We start from the raw sequence: 24,468 nt of genomic DNA, 5'->3' as shown, positions 1-24,468 counted from the left end.
CAAGCCGCTGCGATGGCTAGCAGATTCTTTCGCTGCAGCAGCCTCTGGGGTACGGCCGACTGGATCGCGGAGGATCCCGCCCGGCAGCATCTGCCCGAGGCGACCTATCGGCCGTGGTCGGCCGAGGCGCCGTGGGGCCTCTTTCCCGGCGCCGAGCCTGCTCCGCGAGAGGCGGCTGATGACGGTCCGTTCCTCTATGTCGGGCCGCTCGCGACGCATTACGGGCATTTCCTGATCAACACCCTGCCGCGGCTCTGGCCCCTGGTCTCCTGGCAGGGCCCCCTGCCCCGGATCCTCTGCCATGTCTCCGGCCCTCGGCAGGCCTTGGAGGAGCTGGCCTTCCTTCGTGCGATCCTGTGCCAGCTCGGGATAGACACGGCGGACGTCGTGTCGTTCGACAGGCCGCAGACCGTGCGCGACGTCGTGGTGCCCGAGCCGGCCCTGCGCGAACAGGCGGCGGTGCACGCGGTGTTCGCCGAGCTTTGCCGCACGATCGGCCGGCCGCTCTGGCGGGACGTGGCGGTCGATGCCGTGACGCGGCCGCTCTACCTGTCGAAGACGCGGCTGCGCGCGGGGGTGGCGCATGTGACTAACGAGGAGGCGATCGTCGCGGAACTGGAGCGCCGCGGCGTCGAGATCGCGTTTCCCGAGACGCTCGGCTTCGCCGAACAGGTGCGCCTGCTGAGCGGACGGCAGATCGTGATGGGAACGCTCGGCTCGGCCTTCCACACCTCGGCCTTCGCGGCGCCGGGCCGCCGCCTCGTCGGCCTGAACTGGCAGATCGCCGTCAACGCCAACTTCGCCCTGCTCGACCGCGTGAACGGGGCGCAGGCCCGGTATTACCACCCGCACGGCACCCTCTACGAGGAGGCCCCCGGCTGGCAGGTGGCCTGGACGGTGGCCGACCCGCGCGGCGTGGCCGAAGCGCTCCTGCGGCGGGCCGAGTGGCTCGATCGCGACGAACCGGACGACGCAGGCGTTCTCGCCGAGATGAGGCGCCGGGCGCTGAGACCGTTCCGTCGGCGCGGACCCTGACATCCCGCTTCGGGACATGCGGGCGGCACGGTCCATGCAGGATCGGCAACGATCGTGCTTCAGAAATGGACACTGATCAGGCTCAAGTCTCGCGGTGCACTAGACTGCATTGGTTCTTGCCGCGCCGCACAAATGTCTTGAGGTGACTACGCGTTCGAGTTTTGCCGGCCAAGAGTGGATCTCGGTATTTCCGCCATGGAACGACTTTGGCAGCCCAAGACTTATTGTCCAACGATCGATGAGGAGCCGCGGATGTTCCTGGCGGAAGATGGAAGGCCGCTCGCGCTGACCTGGCACTACACCCGCGAGGAGCTTCTCGCGGACGGGGCCGTGCATCTCATCGGGGTTGCGCTCGGCATCGCCGGGGCCGTCGCGCTCGTGGCGACGGCAACCTTCGCCCATCTCGGCTGGATGGAGCGGGCCTCGGTCCTGATCTACGCCGCGGCCCTCGTCTCGATGCTCGGTATTTCTGCCGCCTACAACATGTGGCCGGTCTCGCGCCGCAAGTGGATCCTGCGCCGGTTCGACCATGCCCTGATCTACCTGATGATCGCTGGCACCTACACGCCGCTCGTCGTCCTGGTCGGAAGCGGGCCCGTCGCCTGGGGCCTGCTGGCCGTGATCTGGACGATCGCCGCGATCGGCATCGCGCTCAAGCTGCTGATGCCGGGCCGCTGGGATCGCGTCTCGATCGCGCTCTACCTCATGCTCGGATGGAGCGGCGTGCTCGCCTACGAGTCGACCATCGCCGGCCTCTCGCCAGCGGCGATGTGGATGCTGGCCATCGGTGGCCTGCTCTATTCCTTCGGCGTGGTCTTCCACGTCTGGCGGAGCCTGCCCTTCCAGAACGCGATCTGGCACAGCTTCGTGCTGGCGGCCGCAGCCTGCCATTACGGCACGGTCATCACGAGCGTGATGGCTGCCGGCAACTGATCCGGTCAGGCCGATTCGAGGATCTGGCCGCCGGATACCCCCTCGGCGCCCGCTGCCCGGACGATGTCGCGGCAATATCGGCGCAGGGTCGGATCGCTGATCGCGAGAAACGCACGGGTCAGGTCGGCGATCTCCTCGGCGGATGCCGCGTCCGGCGGCGCGGAAGGGGAGCTCTCCTCGAAGAAGATCGCGACGGGCACGCCGAGTGTCAGCGCAAGACGTTCGAGAACCCGCATGGAGCGACCCACTTCACCTGAGTCGTCGCAAATGGGAAAGTGATTTTCAAGCAGATTTTGGTCCGTTTCGAAGGATTCGTTCGATACCGATGATGTCGTCATGGCCAGATGACTCCTGTCCCGGCGAGGTCGGCAGCATTTCATCCGCCGCTTACTTGCGATTCGTATTACGGATCGGCAAGATTGTTTGGCAAGCCGTCGGACTGCGTATGACCATTGCGGCAGGGTATGGACGAAACCAATCGCGGACACGTGCCGACGGTCTGCCGCGTATCCCCGCACGAGCCGGGGAGGATAAAAACAGCCGTCCGGACGAGCGCGTCGGCGTCAGAGCGTTTTCCGGCCAAGTAGGATACCGTTCGGTCGGACGGAAGCGCGGCAAGAAGAGACCTCGGATCGGATACCGTTCTGAGGGGCTAGAAGGTCAGGCCGGCGCGGCTTCGCTGCCCTCGCCGAGGCAGTCAAGTGCGCGTTCGAGAGCGCTGACGGCGTCGAGCAGATTCTGGACGGTCCGTTCCACCTCGACGGTCGGCCGGCCCATCAGCGCGGCGCGCTGGGCCAGATCCTCGACGCCGTCGAGGGCCGCGAACAGGTCGTCGGCGACCGAGACCACGTCGCAGCGGGCGCGCAGGGCGGTCGGCGCGGGACGGCGGAAGGGGACGACGTTGCTCATGGGCAGATTCTTCGCGAATTCGCCCCGGTTGCGCCATCCGTAGGCCGGCTTCCTCCACACGATTGCCGTGGTGTCATGGCCTCTGGGGCCGTCTTCCGTGCGGCGTGGTAATCCCGCAGTGTCCGCCCGACATCAGATCCAAGCGAAAGCGTTAGGGGATGATAGAGGGTTGCTTGACCGGAGCCGCTCGGGGCCGCACGTCAATGCCGGTGCAATCGGGTTCGCCGGACCGCAAATCCAAGGCTCACCCTTGCACGGCACCGGCATGACGGCCAGCGACCTGCAGAACTTGTTAACGGGAATCCACCGATGCGCCTGACCTTCCTCGCCGTTGCCGCCGCGCTCTCGGTCTGCACGCTCGCCGGCTGCAGCAGCTCGGGTTCCGGCCCCAGCGGCAGCGGCCTGGCCGAGAGCTTCAACATGGACAACTATCGCAGGTCGAGCGACACCAACGGCACCCAGACTCGCCCCGACGTGAACCGCCAGTTCACGCAGCCCTCAATCCCGTCGATCGTGAATCGCGGCAACTGAGCGCCGCGGCGCGGCTCGAACGGAGCACCGGATGAGCGTGTTTCCGATCGAGGAGGGCACGGGCGGTGCCGGGACCGGCTCCTATCTGCGCGGCCTGCTGACCCTGTCGAACGGCGAGATGCGCGGCGTCGAGGCCATCGCCCGGCTGACGCCGCGCGACGACGATGCGCCCAGGAGCGCGGCTTCGCAGCGCCTTCCGAGCTTTCTCGATACCGTGCGCAACGTCCTGCCGGCCGCCGCCCGTCTCCCGATGCCGGCCCGTCTCGCGGTCTCGACCGTGCGGGCCGGGCTCGGCGTGATCGAGGAAGGCTTCGCGCCGGCGGGGACCGCCCCGGTTTCCGTCGAGATCGCGTTCGGCGATGGAACCTCCCTCGTCGCGCGGATGGCGCCGGCCCTGATCGCCGCTCTTCGTCGCGACCGGGAGATCGCGCTCGGCGTCGTCGCCCGGGCCGGCCGCGCCGACATCGCCCCGCCGGCAGCGCCGCCGGACGACGGCGCGACGACCGAAGCGCTCACCTCGATCTTCCGCTACGAAAAGCGCAACGGCCGCCTGCGCCGTGTGGCCGAGCCGGATCCGTCCGCGAAGGATTGATCGACGGGGCTGCCGCGATCGTCCCCGTCACGGTTCAGTTCTTCGCCACCGCCTCGGCGAAGGCGCTCAGCCGGTTGCGCGCGTAGGTCGGCAGACCGGCGCTGATCGAGGTGCCGGTGTTGAACGACGAATTACCCATCAGCACCTGGACCGGCAGCAGGTTCTTCAGCACCGGCACGCGGGCATATTCCTGCTTGCGGTCGAGAACGTCCGCTTTCACCGCGAGCGCCATGTAGGTGGTGATCACCGACTTGCCCGGATCGTTCGGGGCCGGCTGCACCACGGCCAGGAACTTGCCGAAGCGCAGGATCTGGTTGACCCAGAAGATCGTCTGTTCGAGGCCGCCCGCCACCGGCGTGTCGATCCGCGTGAGCGTGCCAAGTCCCGCCGCCTCCCCGGGCGACAGCAGCCGCAGCTCGCTCTGGAACGAGACGAATTCGGCGACCTTCTTGGTTGAGCCGAGTTCGAGCTTGTTGGCGAGCTTCACCCCGAGCGGCAGCTTGCCTTCGAGGTCGTAGCGCGATTCCAGGCAGACCGTGTTCGCGGCCTCGCACCAGGGCCGGTCGGGGCGCTTGGCGAAGGCGGCGAGCGGGTCCTTGGTCGGCGTCACCTCCGCCGGGCTCAGCGCCTTGTGCCGGATCGCGCCGTCCATCTTCGAGACGAAATCGAGGGTCGCGTAGCGCGACAGGTCGATGGCGCCCGGGGGCTTGGGGACTACGAAACGGCCCTCGGCCACGTAGACCTTCAGGGTCTCGTGGCGCTGCTTCGTGACGCCGTTGAGGGTCACGCTGTAGTCGGGCTCGACATAACCGGGATAGGGCGAGAGCGCTGCCGCCTCGGCCGGCCGGGTCTTGAGCCAGTCGGCATAGGCGACGAGCCCGCTCTCGGGATTGGCCGAGGCCTTTTCCCGGTAGTCCGTGAACAGGATCGTGCCGGGCTTGAGCGTGGCGACGTCCGCCGGCTCCAGGCTCGCGACATCCTTCACGTTGGCGGCCGTCGCGGCAGGCGGCTGCAGCTTGACGCCGTCCTGGGCCGCGGCGGGCTCCGTCATCACGAGGGCGACGAGAAGGGTCGCCGAAAGCGGTTTCAGCACGTCGGATCCTCGAGCTGTGAAGAAGTACGGTTCGGCGTCGGCGTCAGTAGCGCGGGTCTTCGCCGAACAGATAGTCCGGGTCGCGACGGCGCGGGCGCTGGACGGCTTCGCCGTCATCCCCGAACGGCGAGGGCTGCGCCTGTCCGTAGCGGCTGCGGCCGGGCCAGTTCGGGTAGGGGTCGTAGCGCTGCGTGCGCCGCGCGGCGTAGGGGTCGCGCTCCTCGCCGCCGAACGGATCGAGCAGGTCGTCGCCGGCACGGCCGGCCCGGTTGCCGGCATCGTCGCCGGCCACGTCCGCGCCGTTCTCGGAATTGCCGAAGTCGCCATCCTCTGAATCGGGCCGCATGGCGTACATCGTCTCGCGCGGGACGAGGTTGAACTGGGTGTCCGCGACCTGGCCGTTCTTCCGGCGGAAATGTTCCAGAAAGCCGCCGCCGGCGATGCGCTGGCCGCTGCGCGGATCGATCGAGATGTCGGCGATCTGGCTCGCGGCCTCGGGGGACGGCGGGGCCAGGGCCGTGCGCGGCACCCCGTTGGCCCAGGCGGCCTGGAAGATCGCCTTGGCGACCGGCACCGAGACGTGGCCGCCGGTCTGGCCGCGGCCGAGCGTCTTGCGGATGCCGTCGGCGTTGTCGTAGCCGACCCAGACCACCACGGTGATCTCGTTGCTGAAGCCCGCGAACCAGGCGTCGTTCTCGTTCTCCGAGGTGCCGGTCTTGCCGGCGACGTAGGCCGAGATGCCCGAGAGCGCAGCCGCGGTGCCGTGCTGGGTCACGCCCTGCAGCATGGTCTTGAGCTGGTAGAAGGCGATGCGGTCGGCCGAGCCGATCCGCACCGGCGGCTTCTCCGGCCGGGTGAAGACCGCCTTGCCGTCCTGCTCCACCGATTCCAGCGCGTAGGCGCTCGGGCGGCCGCCCTCGTTGGCGATGGCCGCGTAGAAGCTCGCGAGGTCGATCATCCGCACCGGCTGCGCGCCGAGCACGAACGGGTAGTAGTTCTCGCACTCGGCGTAGAGCTGGGCTTCGAGCGCGATGTCGCAGACCCGCTTGAGGCTGGCCGGCGCCTTCTCCGCGATGCCGCCCTGCAGCAGGCGGGCGGTGACGAGGTTCTTGGAGAACTCGAGCCCGCGCCGCAGCGTCGTCGGGCCGGAGCCGCCGCCGTCGTAGTTCTTGGGTGACCAGGAATCCCCTGCCCCGCCGATCGGCGGCAGGGTGACGGGTGAGTCCATCACCAGGGTGTTGGGCTGAAGGCCGGCATTGAGCGCGGCGAGATAGGTCAACGGCTTCAGGGTCGAGCCGGGTTGGCGCACGGTCTGCGTCACCCGGTTGAGCTGGCTCAGCGGGTAGGAGAAGCCGCCGGTCATCGCCAGAATCTTGCCGGTACGGTTCTCCAGCACGATCGCGGCGCCCTGCACGGCCGGGCGGATGCGCAGCTGCGCGCGCGGCGTGCGGGAGGCGGGATCGGTCAGCTTCACCCGCACGGCGTCGTAGAGCTGCAGCCGCCCGCGGGCCGCACCGGCATCGAGGCTCGCGACGCGCCCGTCCGCGAGGCCGACCTTGGTGCCGGCTTTCCCTGTGGAGAGCACCACCGCCAGCGGCCAGTGCACGTCGTAGAGCATCGGCCGCGCCGCCTCGAGCGCACGCTGCCAGGCGGGCTTGGGACCGGCCGGTTTCGGGACCGGCGGCTGCTTGAGCGCGGCCCTCCTGCCGGGAGCCGGCTTCGCCTCGGGCACCGGCGCCGGTGCAGGCAGCAGGGCGGCTTCCGCGGTCGGCGGCGCGGCCTCGAGCTTCTTCACGGCCTCGGCGAGGCTCAGCTCCGGCCCGTCGTAGAACAGGCGGCCGGTGCCGCGCTCGTAGGCGGCGAGCCCGTCCTGAAGCGCGGCCTCGGTCGCGGTCTGCAGGCCGGCATTGACGGTGGAACGCACGGTGTAGGAGGCGCTGGTCAGGGATTCGAGGCCGGCGAAGGTCCGCGCCTCGCGGCCGAGATGCTCGACGAAGTAGAAGCCGGAATCGCGTCGCGCCGTCTCGACGGGCTTCGTGCCGAGATCGCTCTTCTGCGCCTCGGCCAGCTGCTCCTCGGTGATGACCCCGTCCTCCTTCATCCGGGAGAGGACGTAGCCGCGGCGCTCGCGGGCGCGGTCGGGGTATTTGTCGGGGCTGTAGTAGTTCGGGCCCTTGGGCAGGCCGGCGAGGAGGGCCGCCTCGGGCACCGTGAGCGTGCCGACCGATTTCCCGAACCAGCTGCGCGCCGCCATCTCGATGCCGTAAGCGCCGCGGCCGAGATAGATCCCGTTGAGGTAGAGTCCCAAGATCTGCGGCTTGGTCTGGATTTGCTCCAGCCGCGCCGCGACGATCATCTCGCGGATCTTGCGCTCGTAGGTGACGTCGTCGCCCACCGACAGGTTCTTGACCACCTGCTGCGTGATGGTCGAGCCGCCGGCCGGGCGGCCGGGCGAGGCGAGGTTGCCGATGAAGGCGCGGATCACGCCGCGCTCGTCGATGCCCTTGTGCTGGTAGAAGCGCTTGTCCTCCGCCGCGACGAAGGCCTTCTGCACCATCTCCGGCACCTCTGCGATCGGCACCACGCGCCGGCGCCCGTTCGCCTCGAAGGCCTCGGAATAGGGTTTGCCGGCGGCGTCGAGGATGATGCTCGCGCCGGGCAGCTTGGTGTCCCGCAGCGCTTCGGCCGTGGGCAGGTCCTTGACCGCGTTGTTGTAGAACTCGATCACCGCCCGCGCCTCGAACGGCGACTTGGCCGGGTTCTCGCCCTTGCAGAACTGCTTGTAGCTCGTGTTCAGCTCGGCCAGATCGAGCCCGTGCAGGATTTTGGGTGCGCTGTCTCCGGCGACGGTGGTCGGGTCCTCCATCGCCGTGCTGATGAGTTCGTCGAGGTTGATGTCCTCGATGTCGAAGCTTTTCCGCATGTGGGCGCAGCCGTCGCGCAGGATCTGCACGACCTGGTCGCCCTCGGTCGCGGGATCGAACTGCGTCTTGACCGCGTCCGGCCGCGTCGTGACCTGGCTGAGGGTCAGCGCGGTCGCGAACAGCTTGATCAGGATGGGGTTCATCGGGCGGCGGGCACCGGTGCAGGAACGCGACGACGGGCGAGGAACTTCCTACGCCCGGGCGTCTGAATACGCGCTGCACAACGCGGCTGATTTATGATGGAGGAGTTGTCCCCTCCCCCGCTCAGAAGCTCAGCTTCATCCCCGCCACGAAACTCCGCGGCGCGCCCGCATAGACCGAGCCCGTCGTCGCCGCGAGCACGGCGGCTCCATTCTGCAGGCCGGTCGCCGCGCCGATCGAGTTGGCCAGCGGGTTGGCCGAGGCGACGTAGGTCGTGTCGAAGACGTTGCGGACCTCGCCGTAGAGGTCGATCCTTTTTGCGTACCAGTCCGGCAGCAGGCTGGAATAGTGGACGTTGACGTTCACAATCGCGAAGCCCGGCACCTTCAGCAGGTTGGCGTTGTCGAGGAAGTAGCCGTCCTGCACCACCGTCTCGGCGAAGGCGCCGAGCCCGGCGAGCGGCCCGCTCGGGACGTCGTAGCCGATGCGGGCGAGGAGCTGGTGGGCGGGCACGCCGGGGATGGCGTTGCCGGCCCGGTCGAAGCGGGAGGTGCGGGTGCCGGCGCTGAGCTGCTCGACGTAGTCCGTGTAGATCTGATCGTCGAAAGTGTAGGCGAGCGTGCCGCGCCAGCCCTCGGCGAAGGCGTAGACCGCGCCCGCCTCGATGCCGCGATGCTCGGAGGCCGGGGCGTTGAAGGTGTAGCTGAGCAGCCCCGCGCCGGGGGATTGCGACAGTAGCTCGTTGCGGAAGAACTCGTAGAAGCCGGTGAGGCTGAAGCGCAGGCCCGCGACCGGGCTCCAGTCGGTGCCGAGGTCGAAGCCGAGATTCTCCTGGGTTTTCAGGTCGGTGTTGTTGCCCGGGATGCCGGCGGAGGTGACGAACAGGTTGCCGGCGCCGGGGGTGGTGTAGCCGGTGGCGACGCGTCCGCGGATGGCGAGGTCCGCGCTCGGCCGCCAGACCAGGGCGAGTTCCGGCGCGACGTTGAGGAAGCTGCGGTCCGCGGTCGACAGCGTGCGCGTCGTGCCCGCGGCCGAATAGGCGTAGGCGAGGTTTCGCCCGGTGATCCAGGTGTTCTCGGCACTGATGCCGACGACGCCGGTCCAGGCTTCCGAGAATGTCACCTCCGTGCGGGCGCGACCGCCGAGGTTCGATTGCTGCGAGAACTGGTCGCCGATGAGCGCGCCGAGGCGCGGGCCGGCGGCGGGGGCGAGGTTGAAGGTGGTGGCATGCGCGTCGAGGGCGTTGAAGCTGATCGCCGCATAGCTCAGCGCCGGGAGCCCGAAGACCTCGGAGCGGTGCGTGATGTCGCTCAGCATGTTGACCGACGGGATGCTGCCCCGGCCGGAACTGGTGAAGAACGGCTGATTGTAGTTGCGCTCGTCGTAGCCGACCTGCATGCGCCACGTCGTCTGAGCGTCGACATCGTGCTCCCAGCGCCCGGCGACGATGGTGCGCCGGTCCTTGCGCTCCAGCCCGACCTGGGCGGCGGTGACCGCCGCGGTGGGGCCGAAGGCTCCGTTGATCGGAAAATTGTAGGTCGTGCAGCCCGCGGCGGCCGTCGCCGCCGAAGCGCAGCCCCGCTGAAACGGATTGATGCGGTACTGGTCGAGGGACGAGCGCGCCGGAATGTCCGCGTGCAGCTCGTTGTCGATCACCTTCAGGGTGAAACGGTTGTCGGGCGTCGGCGTGTAGCTCGCCAACAGATTGATCGTCTGCGTGTCGTAGGAGCTGTGCTCCTGATAGCCGTTGCCGCGCACGTCGCTGGCGAACAGGCTGATCTCGACCGGCCCGCTGGCGGCGCCGACGGTGAAGTAGTTCGATAGGTAGCCGTAGCTGCCCGCATCCGTGCCGATCTCGTAGCCGTCGATCTCGCGCCCCGTGCGGGTCCGGAAAGCCAGTGCGCCGCCGGTGGCGTAATTGCCGAACAACGCCGATTGCGGGCCGCGGAAGACGTCGATGCGGGAATAGGCGCGCGGGTCGACCAGATCGAAGCGCGAGGCGCCGTCCGGCTGGGTCAGCACGAAGCCGTCCTCAAGCACCACGGTGTTCTTGGTCACGCCGGTGGAGCGGGCGTTGTTGCCGCGGATTGAAATCGTGACGTCGCGGCCGCCGTTGCCCTGGCGCACGGTGACGCCGGGGCTGTCGAGCAGAACCGAGCCGATGCTGGTGGCGGGGCGATTGGCGATGGCGCCGTCGCGGCCGACCGCCGTCACGATCTGGCCGACCGGGTTTTCGATGACGGGCGAGGCGGAGCCTGCCGGAGACGAGACGCCGAAGCCGCGGCCCTCGCCGGTGACGGAGACCTCTTCGAGGGTCACCTCGCCGGCCTCTTCAGCTTTAGCGGGCTGGCCGACAGCGAGACAGGCGAACGGAAGGGCGAGCGACAGCGCACGGGGCCAAGCCCTCGGCGAACGGGAAACACGCATGAAAAAGCTCGTCTGATCGGGAGGTGCGCAAGTGCGCAACGACCTCCGGGGCGTCGGGACAGGCGCGGATCAGGCGAGCGTGGGCGGGGCGCGCGGTTGCCCTGGGGGATGGTCGGGAGCGGAAAGCGGAGCCGGCGGCGGGATCGGCCAGGAGACGACGCGCCAGATCCCGGCCGGCAGCGCGACGGATGCGGGAACGGGCGGCAAGGGGATCGCGGCGAGGCCGGCGGTGCAGAGCGCGCACAGGCTGCAGCCCGCATGCTGCTCCGGTTCGGCCGGGCCGGCCTGATCGCCGGCCGGCATCCTGCTGCAGATCACGGTGCCGGCCAGGGGATCGGCCGAGGCGCCGAGCATGCGCAGGCCCACCACGGGCGCGAGCGCCTGGAGCCAGAGGGCGAAGAGGATCAGTCCCGCCCCGATGATGCCGCGATGCGTCACGGGCCTCTCTTCGACGATCCAGCGCGGATCGAACCCTTCCCGGATAGAAGCGCCGGTTTCCCTCCGCCAGGGCCGGCCGATGTCTCAGGTGGTTTCTGGTCGAGCGTGACCCCGGCGCCACAGGTCGTCACGTCGGGCGGAATTGTGTGGACCGGAACCCTCGCGGGTGCATCGCCAGGGCGATCCGGCTAAGGAGAGCCGTGGCGCCGGACGCGGCGCGAAATCGATCGGACGCCGATGACGGGAACGCTTCGCGCCGGGATCATCCCGGTCACGCCCTTCCAGCAGAACTGCACCCTGATCTGGGACGACGCGACCAAGGTCGGCGCGGTCGTCGATCCCGGCGGCGACCTCGACCGGATCGAGGCCGCGATCAAGGATCAGGGCATCACGATCGAAAAGATTCTTCTGACGCACGGCCATATCGACCATGCCGGCGGCGCGGCCGAACTCAAGGAGCGCCTGGGCGGCGTGCCGATCGAGGGGCCGCACCCGGCAGACCGGTTCCTGCTCGACAAGCTGCCGGAGACCGGCGCCGGTTACGGGATCGCGGGTGCCCGCGCGGTGACGCCGGATCGCTGGCTCGACGAGGGCGATCAGGTCACCGTCTCGGGCCTGACCTTCGACATCCTGCACGCGCCCGGCCACTCCCCCGGCAGCGTCGTGTTCATGAGCCGCGACGAACGGCTGGCGCTGGTCGGCGACGTGGTGTTCCAGGGCTCGGTCGGCCGCACGGATCTGCCCGGCGGCAACCACGAGCAGCTGATCCGGGCGATCCTCGAGAAGGTGCTGCCGCTCGGCGACGACGTCGCCTTCATTCCGGGTCACGGGCCGACGGGGACCCTCGGCCAGGAACGGCAGTCGAACCCGTTCCTTCAGGGTTGAGGGCGGCGACGACGCGGGGGGGCACGTTCCAATCCGTCATTGCGAGCGGCAGGCGAAGCAATCCAGGGCCAACTCACCGACCGTCGAGAGCGGGGCCCTGGATCGCTTCGCTACGCTCGCGATGACGGTGGCGGACCGCCAAAACCTATCCCCTGCCGGCCGCCGCGCGCAGTCGAAAATCGATGCATTCGCAAGGCGGAACGCTTATATCAGCCGGGCACAGAGATCGCAGGCGCGCGCCCGGCGCACCATCCTCACGTCGTCGGGCCGGAAGAACCCCAAACGAACGCCTCGCCTGCTAGAGGAAGTTCATGTCCGACAACGAGAATTTCGAAAGCGCCGACGCGTACGGCGCCGAGTCGATCCGGGTGCTCAAGGGCCTCGACGCCGTGCGCAAGCGGCCCGGCATGTATATCGGCGACACCGACGACGGCTCCGGCCTGCACCACATGGTCTACGAGGTCGTGGACAACGCCATCGACGAGGCGCTCGGCGGGCACGCCGACCTCGTCACCGTGACGCTGAACGCCGACGGTTCGGTGACGGTCTCGGATAACGGCCGCGGCATCCCGGTGGACATCCACAAGGAAGAGGGCGTGTCGGCGGCCGAGGTCATCATGACCCAGCTCCATGCCGGCGGTAAGTTCGACCAGAATTCCTACAAGGTCTCGGGCGGCCTGCACGGCGTCGGCGTCTCCGTCGTCAACGCCCTGTCGCAATGGCTGCGCCTGCGCATCTGGCGCAACGGCATGGAGCACGCGATGGAGTTCCGCCACGGCGACGCCGTGGCCCCCCTCGACGTGGTCGGGCCCGGCAACGGCCGGCGCGGCACCGAGGTCTCGTTCCTGGCCTCCACCGACACCTTCACCATGGTCGAGTTCGACTATGGCACCCTCGAGAAGCGGCTGCGCGAACTCGCCTTCCTGAACTCGGGCGTGCGCATCGTCCTCACCGATGCGCGCCATGCCGAGCACAAGCGCGAGGAGCTCTGCTACGAGGGCGGCGTCGAGGAGTTTGTCCGCTACCTCGATCGCTCGCGAAAGCCCATCGACGGCGTCACCCGGCCTCTGATGGTGCGCGGCGAGCGCGACGGCATCCGGGTCGAATGCGCGCTGTGGTGGAACGACTCGTTCAATGAGACGGTGCTGCCCTTCACCAACAACATCCCGCAGCGCGATGGGGGCACCCACATGGCGGGGTTCCGCGCCGCCCTGACGCGCCAGCTCACCGGCTATGCCGACTCGTCGGGCGTCTCCAAGCGCGAGAAGGTCGCGCTCACCGGCGAGGATTGCCGCGAGGGCCTGACCGCGATCGTCTCGGTGCAGGTGCCGGACCCGAAATTCTCGTCGCAGACCAAGGACAAGCTGGTCTCGTCCGAGGTGCGCCCGGCGGTGGAGAACATCCTCAACGCCGGCCTCTCGACCTGGCTGGAGGAGAACCCGTCGCAGGCGAAGTCCGTGATGGCCAAGGTCGTACTCGCGGCGGCGGCCCGCGAGGCGGCCCGCAAGGCGCGCGAGACCATCACCCGCAAAGGCGCGCTCGACATCGCCTCGCTGCCCGGAAAGCTCGCCGACTGCCAGGAGCGCGACCCGTCGAAATGCGAGATCCTGCTTGTGGAGGGCGATTCCGCCGGCGGCTCGGCCAAGCAGGGTCGCGACCGCACCTTCCAGGCGGTTCTGCCGCTGCGCGGCAAGATCCTGAACGTCGAGCGCGTGCGCGCCGACCGGATGCTGTCCTCGGCCGAGATCGGCACGCTGATCACGGCGCTCGGCGCCGGCATCGGCCGTTCGAGCACGGACCGCGAGGGCTTCAACCCAGAAAAGCTGCGTTACCACCGCATCATCATCATGACGGATGCCGACGTCGACGGCTCCCACATCCGCACGCTGCTGCTGACGTTCTTCTTCCGCCAGATGCCCGAGCTGATCGAGCGCGGCCACCTCTACATCGCCCAGCCGCCGCTCTATAAAGCCGAGCGCGGCCGCCGGATCATCTACCTTAAGGACGAGCGCGCCCTCGAAGACTACCTGATCGACCAGGGCGTCGAGGGGGCGATCCTCCGGCTCGCTTCAGGCACGGAGTTCGGCGGCGAACAGCTCAAGGTGCTCGTCGAGGAGGCGCGCGCCTTCCGCAGCGTCGTCCAGGGCCTGCATACCCGCTACGACCGCTCCGTGGTCGAGCAGACCGTACTCGCCGGCGCCCTCTCTCCGGAGATCGCCGACAACGTCGGCGAGGCGGAGGCCCTGGCCGACGTCGTCGCCAAGCGCCTGGACCAGATCGCCGAGGACATCGAACGCGGTTGGGTCGGCGAGGCGAGCGAAGGCGGCTACGCCTTCAGCCGGACCCTGCGCGGCGTGCGCCAGGTCTCTACCCTCGACGCCTCGCTGATCGCCTCGCAGGAGGCGCGACGGCTGCATGCGCGTTCGCCGAACCTGCGCGAGATCTACCACGAGCCGGTCGTGCTCGCGCGCAAGGGCGACGAGGAGATTCTGCACGGCCCCGTCGGCCTGTTCGAGACGATCATGGCCTTCGGCCGCAAGGGCTTGCAGCTCCAGCGCTACAAGGGCCTCGGCGAGATGAATCCCCACCAGCTCTTCGAGACGACGCTGGACCGCGAGACCCGCTCGCTGCTGCAGGTGAAGGTCAAGGACACCCAGGATGCCGACGACCTGTTCGTGAAGCTCATGGGCGATATCGTCGAGCCGCGCCGCGAGTTCATTCAGGAGAACGCCCTGAACGTGGCCAACCTCGACGTGTGAGGCGGGGTCGCCGTCACGCCGGGCATCGTTCCGCGGTCTCGTTCAATCCGTCTCGCCCCTGAGCGGGCGGGCCAGGAGCCGGGCCACGACGCCGTCGACGTCGGAGGTGCCCGACACCACGTCGGCCACCGCTTCCGCCACCGGCATCTCGACGCCCTTGGCGCGGGCGAGGTCGATCAAGGCAGCCGCGGTGAAGGCGCCTTCGGCGAGCTTGCCGCCGGATGCCTTTTCGGGGGAGGCGCCGCGTCCGAGGCGGTCGCCGAAGGCGAAGTTTCGCGATTGCGGCGAGGAGGCGGTCAGCACGAGGTCGCCGAGGCCGGACAGGCCCATCAGCGTCTCGGGCCGGCCGCCATAGGCTTTCGAGAACCGCATCAGCTCCGCGAAGGCGCGGGCGATGAGGGCGGCCCGCGCGCTCTCGCCGAGGCCGCGGCCGGCGACGATGCCCGAGGCGATGGCCAGCACGTTCTTGCCGGCTCCGCCGATCTCGACCCCGCGCACGTCGTCGGTGTGGTAGAGCCTGAAGGCTGGCCCCGAGATCAGGCCGGCGAGCCGGGCGGCTTTCGCGCCGTCGGCGCAGGCGAGCGTCACGGCGGTGGGCAGGCCGCGGGCGACGTCGGTGGCGAAGCTCGGGCCGGACAGCACCGCGACGGTCGCCCCCGGCAGGACCTCGGCGGCGACGCCGCTCATGAACGAATCCGTGCCGCGCTCGATGCCCTTGGCGCAGAGCACCAGGGCCGCGCCGCCGAGATGCGGCCCGAGCTGCCCCAACACCTCGCGCAGCGTCTGCGCCGGGGTCACCAGCAGCACCGTGCCGGCCTCGACGAGACTCGCCTCGTCGCTCGTCGCGCGCACCTGCTCGTGCAGGGGGATGCCGGGCAGGTAGCGGGTGTTGTCGCGGGTTTTCTGGAGCCGGTCGGCGCTGGCGGGATCGCGCAGCCACAGGGTGACGTCGCGTCCGGCGCAGGCCGCGGCATTCGCGAGCGCCGTGCCCCATGAGCCGCCGCCGACGACGGCGACGCGGTTGGCTCGTCCGTTCTCGACGCTCATGATGCCTCCCGGCTCAGCAGGTTTCGGAAAGGTGCCCCGCGGCTTTCCGATGAAAACCTGCGACGACAGAAAAAGCCAAGCAGATCAGTGTTGGCCTGCCAACGCGGGTCTGCCTGGTTCTCGCCGGCACCCTCGATCCTCCCGCCACCGCCGTCAACGCCGCGATCAGGCCGTGACGGGCTCGGAGCCCGCGCCGCGGATGCCGAGCCGCTCGCAGAGCCGCAGGATGTTCATCATCAGGCGGTTGACGATCTCGGTCTCGTTGCCGCCGTTGCGGACGTCGAGGCCGTATTTCAACGTCACCTCGATGCCGTCCTGGCCAAGCGCCGAGACCGCGACCGAAGTGCGCTCCGGCGTCGATTCGGGGATCTCGGCGACGAGGTCCCGCACGCCCGAGACCAGCGCCTCGATCTGCGGCACGCTGGTCTGGTAGGGGATCGGGAGCTTGGCCGAGTTCAGGTGGAAGCGGCGGGTGCCGAGGTTGTTCACGGTGGCGTCCGAGAGCTTGCCGTTCGGCACGATGATCAGGCTGTCGTCGGCGGTGCGCACGCGGGTCGATCGGATGCCGACATGCTCCACCGTGCCCTTGGTGTCGCCTGTGGCGATCCAGTCGCCGCGCCGGAACGGCCGGTCGATCGCCAGGATGCCGGCGCCGAACACGTTCGACAGGGTTTCTCGCGAGGCGAAGGCGACGGCGAGGCCGCCGATGGAGAGGCTGGCGATCACGCCCTCGTAGGGTAGCGAGAGCTGGATCGCGATATAGGTCAGCCCTGCCGCCACCAGCGCGATCTTGAGGGCGCCGAAGCCGAGGGAGACCAGGATGTTGTCCATGGTCATGCGGCCGCCCTCCCCACCGGTGAAGTAGCGCATGACGACGGCGTCCACGAGCCGCCAGCCGAGCCACATCACCGAGAGTGCCAGCATCACGCCGGTCACGCCCACCGAGACGCGGGTGGCGAGGTCCGGCAGGCCGAGTGCCGGAACGAGGGCGTTGTAGACGACGAAGGTCGCCGTGCCCCAGAGCGGCCAGCGGAAACCTTTTCGCGTGGCGGCCGGGTCGGCTTCACCCACCGCACGCACCAGGAAGGCCAAGAGAACGCGTGCAAAAATCCAGCCGAAGCCGATCGCGGCCATGATCACGACGGCCCAGCCGGCGATCTGCCAGGCCTCCAGCGGCCCGACTTCCGTCAGCATCGGCGCGGCGACGCCGCGCACCCATTTGCGCACCTTGAAGAACACCGAGGGCGGCGCCGGCAGGCCCTTGGCCTCGGCCGTCGGCATCTCCTCGACCGCCACATAGAGATCGCGCGCCTTGTGCACGGTGTCCGAGGTGAACTTCCAGCTCATGCCGTCGCCGGTACCCTTCGGCGCGATCACAATGCGCCCTTCCGGGTGGCTGAAGACGACGAAGGGCTCGCGGTTCTCGGGGTCGTCCGAGATCTCCTGGGGCGCCATCACCCCGATGCGGTTCACGACACCGTTGAGATATTGCAGCGCCAGCACGCCCTGGTCGTCGCGCACGGCCTCGCTGAGTTCGGAGGTGTCGAGGCTGGCGAGCGCCTGGGCGCGGCCGCCTGCGTTCCACTCCGAGAAGGCGCGGGTGAAGCTGCGCATGGCGTCGCGCGCGTTGCGGCGGAGCTTGTACGCCTCGGGGCTCGGCGGACGGCCGCCGGAGCGGGCGAACAGCGCCTTGCGGGCGGCGTCCAGCGTCGCCTCGTCGGGCATCGCCACGAACCATTTCTCGTTTTTTCGGACGAGTTTGAGCGGCAGGCTCGCTCCGGTGCCGGCCTGTTCGAGCTTGAGCTCGACCGTGTCGGATTCGGTCTTCCGGCCGGGCACGCCGTGCAGGCGGAACGTGGTCTGGTCGACGAGGTTGAACAGCGTCTGCGCCTGGCCGAGCTTCTGCTCCGGGTTGACCGATCCGGCGTCGTTGCCGAAGTCGATCACGGCGACCGCGCGCGTCATCTGGTCGGGCGCATCGTAGCGGGCGCTGTTGCCGGCCTCGACGAAGGTGCGGAGCGCCTGACGCGGGCCGCGCTGGTCGAGCCCGAGGGCCTCGGGGCTGCTGGGAATGCGTCCGCCGGTCCACCACTCGCCGGTATCGAAGCGGCCCATGAAGGACTGGCCGTCATTCGCCAGCACGAACTCGATGCCGCCGGAGCGCGTGCCTTGGATCCAGCGCCCCTTCAGCGTGCGCCCCTCGACCTCTCCCTCGATCGAGCCGTCGTAGGAGAGATAGCTGCCGTGGACGTGGCTGCCTTCTTGCTGCAGCGCCATCCGCGCACCGCCCTGCCGCCAGCGTGTGTTCCAGGTGCCGCTCCAGCTCGGATCGGCGGCGGAGGCCATGGCGGGCAGGAGGGCGACGCTGAGGAGGACGAGCAGAAGGCGGACGGCGACGTGCATTGCGTTCCGGAGACTATGGATGATCGCCGGAAACTAGTCGGCGATTTCGCAAGGTCAACCGCTCGGTCTGAGGCCACGTTTTGGCCTTATTTCATCGGGCGCTCCGACTTAATCAATCTAGACAGTGTATAAAATGTTTTTAGATTTCGAAAAATCCGAAGTGATTTAGGGGAAATCTTCGAGAGTGCCTTGATCTCAATAGCGATCGATCTGGCGCATGAGCCTCAGCCCCTTTCCCGGATCACCTTCTGCTGCCCTGCAGGTGTCCGGGAAAGGGGCGGAAATCTATGCGATTACGCCGCCACCGGCGGTAGCGCGAAAGGCCAGCGGGCGCGGGCGGGCGCGGTGAGGTCGTCGACGAGGCCGGCGCGGAGGCGCTCCAGGCCGGCCCAGGCGATCATCGCGCCGTTGTCGCCGCAGAGCGCGACGGGCGGTGCGACGAAGCTCAGGCCCACCTGCCCCGCTTGCGCGGCGAGGGCCCGGCGCATCGCGCCGTTGGCCGCGACGCCGCCGGCCGCGACGAGGGCGGTCGGGCGGCCGGCGACGGCGTCGAAGCCGCGCAAGGCCACCCGCACGCGGTCGGCGACCACGTCGACGACCGCCGCCTGAAAGCTCGCGCAGAGGTCGGCGACGTCGGTGCGGGCGAGCGGCGCGATTTTTTCGGCCTCGATCCGAACCGCCGTCTTGAGGCCGGACAGGGAGAAGTCGGCCTCGCGCCGGCCGAGCATCGGCCGCGGCAGGGCGAAGCGCTCGGGATTGCCGGTCTCGGCCATGCGCTCGACCTCGGGACCGCCCGGATAGCCGAGACCCAAAAGCTTCGCGACCTTGTCGAAGGCCTCGCCGATGGCGTCGTCGATGGTGGTGCCGAGACGGACGTAATCGCCCACGCCCTTCACCGCGACGAGCTGGGTGTGGCCGCCGGAGACGAGCAGCAGCAGGTAGGGGAAGGCGAGCCCGTCGGTCAGGCGCGGCGTCAGCGCGTGCGCCTCGAGGTGGTTCACGGCGAGGAGCGGCTTGCGCGCCACGAGCGCGAGGGCCTTTGCCGTCACCAGCCCGACCAGCACGCCGCCGATCAGGCCGGGGCCGGCCGCCACCGCGATGCCGTCGACCTCGGCCAGCGTCGTGCCGGCCTTGTCCAGGGCGCGAACGATCAGGCGGTCGAGCACCTCGACATGGGCGCGGGCCGCAATCTCCGGCACCACGCCGCCATAGGCCGCGTGCTCGGCGATCTGGCTCAGGATCTCGTTGGAGAGGATCCGGCCGCTCTGAGCGTCGCCGTCGGCAGTGGTCACGACCGCGGCGGCGGTCTCGTCGCAGGTGGTTTCGATGCCGAGGATCTTCATCGCATTCCGCGCGCTGGGCGGCGACCGATGAGCCGGTTTCGCCGAGGATGAGCCAAGTCTACCTGGCCAATGCAAGTCTACATGGCAAAGGATGGTCCAAGGGTTTACGGCAGAACGATCCGAGGGAACAGCGAGCCCGGCTTTGTCGAGGGGGGCCATGCGAATCTGGGTGGCCCGGCCCGAGCCGGGAGCCGCGCGTACGGCGGAGAGGCTGCGCGCACTCGGCCACGAACCGCTCCTCGCCCCCGTGCTCTTCGTGGTGCCGAGCGAAGGGCCGCGGCCCCGGGGCGCGTTCGACGGCGTTCTTCTCACCAGCGCCCAAGGCGCGGGATTGCTCGCAGCGGCCGGGCTTGCCTCCGACGTTCCCGTGTTTGCCGTCGGCAGGCGGACGGCCGAGGCCGCGCGGGCGGCCGGGCTCGCTCGCGTAGTCGCGGCAGAGGGCGACGCGGCCACCCTGGCGCGGCGCGTCGCGGCCAGCCTGCGGCCGGGCGCCTGCCTGCTCCATGTCGCGGGCGAGGACCGCAAGGCGGAGCCGGGAGCGAGCCTCGATGCCGCCGGCTACCGCGTGACGGTGTGGGAGGCCTACGCGGCGCGGGCCGTCGACGCCCTGCCCGCCCCCGTCACCGAGGCCTTGGGCGACGGAAGCCTCGCGGCGGTGCTGCATTATTCGCGGCGCAGCACCGCGACGGCGCTCCGACTCACACAAACCGCCGGACTCGACGGAGCGTTTCGCGGAGTCGAGCATTACTGCCTGTCGGCAGACGTGGCCGTACCCCTGGTCGAGGCCGGACTCGTGGCCCATTTCGTTGCGGCGCGGCCGAGCGAGGATGCGCTCCTGGCCGGTCTTCCGCATTCGGCCTGAGGGCAGCCCTCGTCCGCATGGGCTGTCGGTGCTAGGCCGACAACAGAAAACGGGGTCTTCGCGGGCCGGGCATCTCACGATGCCGCGTCCGACGGCAGGCCCGAGAAGAGGGATGATACGCCCGTGACTTCATCGGCAGACGAGCGCGGCAAGCCCACCGACCGACCGGGCGACACCTCCGGCAAGCCGGCTTCGGCCACGCCGGGCGGCGCACCTGCCAAGCCCGGCTCGACCGGCAGCAGCGCCATGCCGTCGAGCGCGACTCCCAAGCCTGCCGAAACTCCGAAGGTGGTCGAGCCTGCCAAGCCCGCTGCGGCGACCGGCACTGCGTCGAGCGGTGCCGGCGCGAAGCCGGGAGACGCGACACCGCCTGCCGCAACATCGGCTGCGCCCAAGCCGGGCGTCACGGAACCGGCCAAACCCACCGTGGCGAGCACGGAACCCGTCAAGCCAGGATCCAGCGGTGCCGGTGCGGCCGGCGTCATGGATGCGTCGGCGAAGCCGGTCAGTTCCGGCCCCAACACGGTCTGGTCTACCAGCCGTGGCCAGAGTGGCGCGACGTCCGGTTCCGCCGCCTCCCCCACGCAGCCGGCGAAATCGGGCGCGACCGGCAGCAGCGCGGTTCCGCCCGTCGCGCCGTCGCCCGCCTCCGGATCTGCCAAGCCCGAGGCGCCCGCCAAAGCCGGGGCGACCGGCAGCAGCGCCATCGGCCCCGACGCGGCCAAGGACGCATCGAAGGATACAACGAAGGACGGCAGCAAGCCCGCCTCCGGTGCCGGCACGGTGCCCCCGGCCGGTGCCACGCGGGTGAAACCCGAGGATGCGCTGACCGATGGTCCGATCCTCGACCTCAAGGCCAATCGCGGCGCCGATCCGGCCGGCGCCAAGACCGGAGGCAAGGATAGCGCTGCCAAGCCGGCCGCGTCGTCCGCTCCCTCGGTCGCGGCCGCCAAGTCCGGCGCGGGCCTCGGCGCCCTCGCCGCATCCGGATTGCTGGGCGGCGTGAGCGGTGCCGTCCTGCTGTTCCTGCTCGCCCAGACGGGCATGCTCACGCCGAAGGGCGATGCGGCTCGTTTCGACGCCCTCGACAAGCGCATCGCCGCGCTCGCACCGGCCGATGCCGTGGCGGCCCTCGACCGGCGTGTCGCCGCCAACGAGACGGCGCTGAAGCCCCTGCCCGAGGCCTTGACCAAGGCCCAGGCCGCGGCTTCGTCCGCGGGCGAGAAGGCGGATCAAGCGCTCCAGAAGGCGGGCGGAGCCCCCGCTGTTCCGGCGGCCGACGGATCGACGCCGGCTCCGGCCGCGCCGGCCGACCTCGTCGCCCGGCTCGACGCCCTCGACCAGCGTGTCTCCGCCCTCCAGGAGGAGCCGGCCCGCGAGCAGGGCTCGGAGGCCAGGCTCGGCGCAACGCAGAACGGTGACGCGACGGTCCGGCTCGCCGATCTCGACGAGCGTCTGAAGGCGCTGGAGACCAAGGGTCAGGCGCAGGGCGCGCCGTCCGTGCCGGAGGAAGATATTGCGCCGAAGCTCGCGGCCCTGCAGGGCGATGTCGAAACCCGCGCCAAGGCGAACGAGGCCGCCGACAAGGCGCTCGGCCAGCGCCTCGACCAGTTGCAGCAATCCCTCGACGGCCGGGTCGCGGCCGCGACGGAGGCGGTGCAGCAGGTGACGCAGGCCAGCCGACAGACGGCAGAGGCCAACAAGGCTCAGGCCGACGAGGCCGCCAAGGCGGTCGACCGCCGTCTGCAGGAGCAGGCCGACCGCATCGCCACCCTCGACAAGACGGTCGACGGCAGCGCCAAGGCGGCGACGGTGCAGGCGACGCTCCGCGTCGTCGCGGCGAACCGCATCTCCGACGCCCTCGCGACCGGCGCGCCCTATGCGGACGCCCTCGGCAGCCTGCGCGGCAGCGATGCCGGGGACGGGGCGGGCCTCGCACCGCTCTCGGCCTTCGCCGACACGGGCGCCCCGACCGCCGCGGCGCTCGCCGAGGCGTTCAAGCCGATCGCCGAGAAGATCGCGGCGGCCCGCCGCTCGGCCCGCGCAGCCTCGCTCGCCTCCAGCGGCAGCATCGGCGACCGCCTGATGAGCATGGCGGAATCGGTGGTGCAGGTGAAGCGCGTGGCCCCGGGCGGCGGCTCGGCCGGCGGAACGGGGGCAGCGCCGGCAGCCGACGACGAACCCGAGGCCCGGGTTCAGGATGCGCTGGATGCCGGCCGTCTCGGTGATGCCGCCAAGGCCTTCGAGGCGTTGCCCGACGACGTCCGGGCTCAGGCCAAGGATTTCGGCGCCCGGCTGAAATCCGCTGCGGACGCCCAAGCAGCGGCGCGGTCGCTTCAGGCCGACGCGTTCAAGGCGCTGTCGGCGCCGGCGGCCGCTCGTTGAGCGTGATCTTGCCAGTTCGCAGCAGCGCTCCGATCGCGGGGCGGTGCATCACGGCAGGGGCCGAGGGGGCAAAAGCCGCCCCGCTCCCTGCCCATCATCCCATTCAAAGCCTCGGCGCCGACGATCCCGCGGGATCCGGCTCCCGGACGCCCAGGAGTTCTTGACCGAATGTGGCGCGCTCTCGTCTTCCTCGCCCTCCTGGCGCTCGCCGCCTACGGCGCCGTCTGGGTTGCCGACCATCCCGGCACGGTCACGATCGTCTGGAGCGGCTATCAGATCGGCGTCAGCCTCGCGGTCGCCCTCGTCGTCGTTGTCGTGGCGGCCCTGGTCATCGGTCTGATCCTGGCGGTGGTGCGCGGGGTGATCGGCCTGCCGTCCTTCCTCAGCCGCTCGACGCGCGAACGCCGCCGCGCCAAGGGCATGTCGGCGCTCTCGCGCGGCATGATCGCGGTGGGCTCCGGTGATCCGCTCGCCGCCAAGCGCCACGCGGGCGATGCCGAACGCCTGCTCGGCGCGCAGCCGCTGACGCTCCTGCTCAAGGCGCAGGCGGCCCAGATCTCCGGTGATCGCGATGCGGCCGAGACGGCGTTCCGGAGCATGGCCGACGATCCCGAGACGCGGGTGCTCGGCCTGCGCGGCCTCTATGTCGAGGCCCGCCGCCGGGAGGACGAGCCGGCGGCCCGCGCCTACGCGACGGAAGCGGCGCGTCTCGCCCCGAGCGTGACCTGGGCGAACGAGGCCGTGCTCGAGGCGCAATGCGCCGACGGCGACTGGTCGGCCGCCACCGAGACGGTGGAGCGCCGCGCCTCCCTCGGCCTGCTGGACAAGCAATCCGCCCGCCGCCAGCGCGCGGTCCTGCTCACCGCCTCCGCGCAGATCCACGAGGCCGGCGAGCCGGATACGGCTTTGGCCCAGGCGCAGAAGGCGGTGAGCCTCGCGCCGGAACTGGTGCCGGCGGCCTGCATCGCCGGGCGGCTGCTCGCCCGGAAGGGCGATCTGCGCAAGGCGGCCAAGGTGGTGCAGACCGCCTGGAAGGCCGAGCCGCATCCCGATCTCTCCAAGGTCTATCTCGGCCTGCGCCCCGGCGACTCGACGCAGGACCGCCTCGCCCGCGCCGAGACCCTGGCGCGGCTCTCGACCTGGCATCCCGAGGGCCGCCTCGCCGTCGCCCAGGCGGCGAGCGAGGCGCGGGAATTCGCCAAGGCGCGCGAAGCTTTGGCTCCCCTCGTCGCCGACTGCCCGACGGTGCGCACCTGCATGATGATGGCGCGGATCGAGCAGGCGGAGCACGGCGCCGACACGGGCCGTGCCCGCGAGTGGCTGTCGCGTGCCGCCCGCGCCCCGCGCGATCCGGCCTGGATCGCCGACGGCATGACCTCCGAGCGCTGGGCGCCGGTCTCGCCGGTCTCGGGCCGCGTCGACGCCTTCGTCTGGAAGACCCCGCCTGAATTGCTGGCCGGTCCGGAGGACGGCGACGAGGAGCACCAGCCGTCGCCGGGCTACGCCTCCCACGACACCAAGGCACTCCCTTCGGCCTCGGGCGGCATCGCGAGCGCCAGCTGGACGCCGAAGCCGAAGGCCGATCCGGTCTCGGGGAGCGCCTATCTGACCGACCGCGGCACGCCGCCGGTGCTGCCCGTCTTCAAGCAGGGTGAGCCGGCAGGCAGCGGGGAGGCTCCGCCGCTGCGCGGCCTGTCGTGAGTGCTGCCGGGACAGTCTCGATTCGGCGGGCTTAAAGCTCGATTCACGTAAACTCGCCTA

The 24,468-nt window shown here is 69.9% G+C and carries 19 protein-coding genes; 9 read left to right on the top strand and 10 right to left on the bottom strand.

Features of this window, described 5'->3' with window-relative positions; all coding sequences use genetic code 11:
• The first annotated feature begins 12 nt into the window (after positions 1-12).
• Complete coding sequence (locus tag MFF07_RS01825) at positions 13-1,035, top strand: glycosyltransferase family 61 protein (protein WP_147817982.1); 1,023 nt, start codon at positions 13-15, stop codon at positions 1,033-1,035.
• Positions 1,036-1,287: 252 nt separating this feature from the next.
• The gene (trhA, locus tag MFF07_RS01820) at positions 1,288-1,968 is read left to right on the top strand and encodes a PAQR family membrane homeostasis protein TrhA (RefSeq protein ID WP_147817983.1); all 681 of its coding nucleotides are present in this window, start codon (positions 1,288-1,290) and stop codon (positions 1,966-1,968) included.
• Between the two features lie 5 nt (positions 1,969-1,973).
• On the opposite strand, the gene MFF07_RS01815 is transcribed toward trhA, so the two are convergent.
• On the bottom strand, positions 1,974-2,306 hold the full coding sequence (locus MFF07_RS01815; protein WP_147817984.1) for a hypothetical protein: 333 nt from the start codon (positions 2,304-2,306) through the stop codon (positions 1,974-1,976).
• Between the two features lie 322 nt (positions 2,307-2,628).
• Positions 2,629-2,877 (bottom strand): hypothetical protein, encoded by a 249-nt coding sequence (locus tag MFF07_RS01810; protein WP_147817985.1) that lies wholly within the window; start codon positions 2,875-2,877, stop codon positions 2,629-2,631.
• Positions 2,878-3,186: 309 nt separating this feature from the next.
• Between MFF07_RS01810 and MFF07_RS01805 the strand changes: the two genes are divergently transcribed.
• Complete coding sequence (locus MFF07_RS01805; protein WP_147817986.1) at positions 3,187-3,408, top strand: hypothetical protein; 222 nt, start codon at positions 3,187-3,189, stop codon at positions 3,406-3,408.
• Positions 3,409-3,439: 31 nt separating this feature from the next.
• Positions 3,440-4,000: a hypothetical protein gene (locus tag MFF07_RS01800; RefSeq protein ID WP_147817987.1), complete on the top strand. Its 561-nt coding sequence runs from the start codon at positions 3,440-3,442 to the stop codon at positions 3,998-4,000.
• Between the two features lie 34 nt (positions 4,001-4,034).
• Here MFF07_RS01800 and MFF07_RS01795 read toward each other — a convergent pair whose 3' ends face one another.
• The 4 genes from MFF07_RS01795 to MFF07_RS01780 all read right to left on the bottom strand — a co-directional run bounded on the left by MFF07_RS01795 (position 4,035) and on the right by MFF07_RS01780 (position 11,023).
• Positions 4,035-5,093: a hypothetical protein gene (locus tag MFF07_RS01795; protein WP_373322218.1), complete on the bottom strand. Its 1,059-nt coding sequence runs from the start codon at positions 5,091-5,093 to the stop codon at positions 4,035-4,037.
• Positions 5,094-5,136: 43 nt separating this feature from the next.
• Positions 5,137-8,160 (bottom strand): penicillin-binding protein 1A, encoded by a 3,024-nt coding sequence (locus MFF07_RS01790; protein ID WP_147817988.1) that lies wholly within the window; start codon positions 8,158-8,160, stop codon positions 5,137-5,139.
• 121 nt (positions 8,161-8,281) lie between these two features.
• On the bottom strand, positions 8,282-10,585 hold the full coding sequence (locus MFF07_RS01785) for a TonB-dependent receptor family protein (protein WP_147817989.1): 2,304 nt from the start codon (positions 10,583-10,585) through the stop codon (positions 8,282-8,284).
• Between the two features lie 69 nt (positions 10,586-10,654).
• A complete protein-coding gene (locus tag MFF07_RS01780) occupies positions 10,655-11,023 on the bottom strand; it encodes a DUF2946 family protein (RefSeq protein ID WP_187272579.1) in 369 nt (122 codons plus the stop codon).
• 237 nt (positions 11,024-11,260) lie between these two features.
• Here MFF07_RS01780 and MFF07_RS01775 point away from each other — a divergent pair, with 237 nt between their 5' ends.
• The gene (locus MFF07_RS01775) at positions 11,261-11,908 is read left to right on the top strand and encodes an MBL fold metallo-hydrolase (RefSeq protein ID WP_147817991.1); all 648 of its coding nucleotides are present in this window, start codon (positions 11,261-11,263) and stop codon (positions 11,906-11,908) included.
• 311 nt (positions 11,909-12,219) lie between these two features.
• Entirely contained in the window at positions 12,220-14,667 is a 2,448-nt protein-coding gene (gene gyrB, locus MFF07_RS01770; protein ID WP_147817992.1) for a DNA topoisomerase (ATP-hydrolyzing) subunit B, read from the top strand.
• 42 nt (positions 14,668-14,709) lie between these two features.
• On the opposite strand, the gene MFF07_RS01765 is transcribed toward gyrB, so the two are convergent.
• From MFF07_RS01765 to tsaD, 3 genes are all read right to left on the bottom strand, one after another.
• On the bottom strand, positions 14,710-15,714 hold the full coding sequence (locus MFF07_RS01765) for an NAD(P)H-dependent glycerol-3-phosphate dehydrogenase (RefSeq protein ID WP_147817993.1): 1,005 nt from the start codon (positions 15,712-15,714) through the stop codon (positions 14,710-14,712).
• Between the two features lie 165 nt (positions 15,715-15,879).
• Positions 15,880-18,117: a mechanosensitive ion channel domain-containing protein gene (locus tag MFF07_RS01760; protein ID WP_147817994.1), complete on the bottom strand. Its 2,238-nt coding sequence runs from the start codon at positions 18,115-18,117 to the stop codon at positions 15,880-15,882.
• Positions 18,118-18,410: 293 nt separating this feature from the next.
• The gene (gene tsaD, locus MFF07_RS01755) at positions 18,411-19,460 is read right to left on the bottom strand and encodes a tRNA (adenosine(37)-N6)-threonylcarbamoyltransferase complex transferase subunit TsaD (RefSeq protein ID WP_238230478.1); all 1,050 of its coding nucleotides are present in this window, start codon (positions 19,458-19,460) and stop codon (positions 18,411-18,413) included.
• A gap of 157 nt (positions 19,461-19,617) precedes the next feature.
• Between tsaD and MFF07_RS01750 the strand changes: the two genes are divergently transcribed.
• Positions 19,618-20,322: a uroporphyrinogen-III synthase gene (locus MFF07_RS01750; protein ID WP_238230476.1), complete on the top strand. Its 705-nt coding sequence runs from the start codon at positions 19,618-19,620 to the stop codon at positions 20,320-20,322.
• Between the two features lie 74 nt (positions 20,323-20,396).
• Here MFF07_RS01750 and MFF07_RS01745 read toward each other — a convergent pair whose 3' ends face one another.
• Positions 20,397-21,083, bottom strand: a complete 687-nt coding sequence (locus MFF07_RS01745; RefSeq protein ID WP_147821781.1) for a hypothetical protein — start codon at positions 21,081-21,083, stop codon at positions 20,397-20,399.
• A gap of 22 nt (positions 21,084-21,105) precedes the next feature.
• Between MFF07_RS01745 and MFF07_RS01740 the strand changes: the two genes are divergently transcribed.
• Both MFF07_RS01740 and MFF07_RS01735 read left to right on the top strand, forming a co-directional pair.
• Complete coding sequence (locus tag MFF07_RS01740; RefSeq protein WP_238230475.1) at positions 21,106-22,707, top strand: hypothetical protein; 1,602 nt, start codon at positions 21,106-21,108, stop codon at positions 22,705-22,707.
• A gap of 168 nt (positions 22,708-22,875) precedes the next feature.
• On the top strand, positions 22,876-24,408 hold the full coding sequence (locus MFF07_RS01735) for a heme biosynthesis protein HemY (protein WP_238230473.1): 1,533 nt from the start codon (positions 22,876-22,878) through the stop codon (positions 24,406-24,408).
• Positions 24,409-24,468: the final 60 nt, after the last annotated feature.

The organism is Methylobacterium thuringiense, assembly GCF_022179645.1.
GTDB classification, from domain to species: domain Bacteria; phylum Pseudomonadota; class Alphaproteobacteria; order Rhizobiales; family Beijerinckiaceae; genus Methylobacterium; species Methylobacterium thuringiense.
This window is presented reverse-complemented; position numbering and strand designations above follow the sequence as displayed.

Coding starts and splice junctions, on each gene's coding strand:
- trhA (WP_147817983.1), top strand. CDS start 1,288: ATGTTCCTGGCGGAAGATGGAAGGCCGCTCGCGCTGACCTGGCACTAC.
- MFF07_RS01760 (WP_147817994.1), bottom strand. CDS start 18,117: ATGCACGTCGCCGTCCGCCTTCTGCTCGTCCTCCTCAGCGTCGCCCTC.
- MFF07_RS01765 (WP_147817993.1), bottom strand. CDS start 15,714: ATGAGCGTCGAGAACGGACGAGCCAACCGCGTCGCCGTCGTCGGCGGC.
- MFF07_RS01735 (WP_238230473.1), top strand. CDS start 22,876: ATGTGGCGCGCTCTCGTCTTCCTCGCCCTCCTGGCGCTCGCCGCCTAC.
- MFF07_RS01790 (WP_147817988.1), bottom strand. CDS start 8,160: ATGAACCCCATCCTGATCAAGCTGTTCGCGACCGCGCTGACCCTCAGC.
- gyrB (WP_147817992.1), top strand. CDS start 12,220: ATGTCCGACAACGAGAATTTCGAAAGCGCCGACGCGTACGGCGCCGAG.
- tsaD (WP_238230478.1), bottom strand. CDS start 19,460: ATGAAGATCCTCGGCATCGAAACCACCTGCGACGAGACCGCCGCCGCG.
- MFF07_RS01815 (WP_147817984.1), bottom strand. CDS start 2,306: ATGACGACATCATCGGTATCGAACGAATCCTTCGAAACGGACCAAAAT.
- MFF07_RS01805 (WP_147817986.1), top strand. CDS start 3,187: ATGCGCCTGACCTTCCTCGCCGTTGCCGCCGCGCTCTCGGTCTGCACG.
- MFF07_RS01750 (WP_238230476.1), top strand. CDS start 19,618: ATGCGAATCTGGGTGGCCCGGCCCGAGCCGGGAGCCGCGCGTACGGCG.
- MFF07_RS01825 (WP_147817982.1), top strand. CDS start 13: ATGGCTAGCAGATTCTTTCGCTGCAGCAGCCTCTGGGGTACGGCCGAC.
- MFF07_RS01800 (WP_147817987.1), top strand. CDS start 3,440: ATGAGCGTGTTTCCGATCGAGGAGGGCACGGGCGGTGCCGGGACCGGC.
- MFF07_RS01810 (WP_147817985.1), bottom strand. CDS start 2,877: ATGAGCAACGTCGTCCCCTTCCGCCGTCCCGCGCCGACCGCCCTGCGC.
- MFF07_RS01785 (WP_147817989.1), bottom strand. CDS start 10,585: ATGCGTGTTTCCCGTTCGCCGAGGGCTTGGCCCCGTGCGCTGTCGCTC.
- MFF07_RS01775 (WP_147817991.1), top strand. CDS start 11,261: ATGACGGGAACGCTTCGCGCCGGGATCATCCCGGTCACGCCCTTCCAG.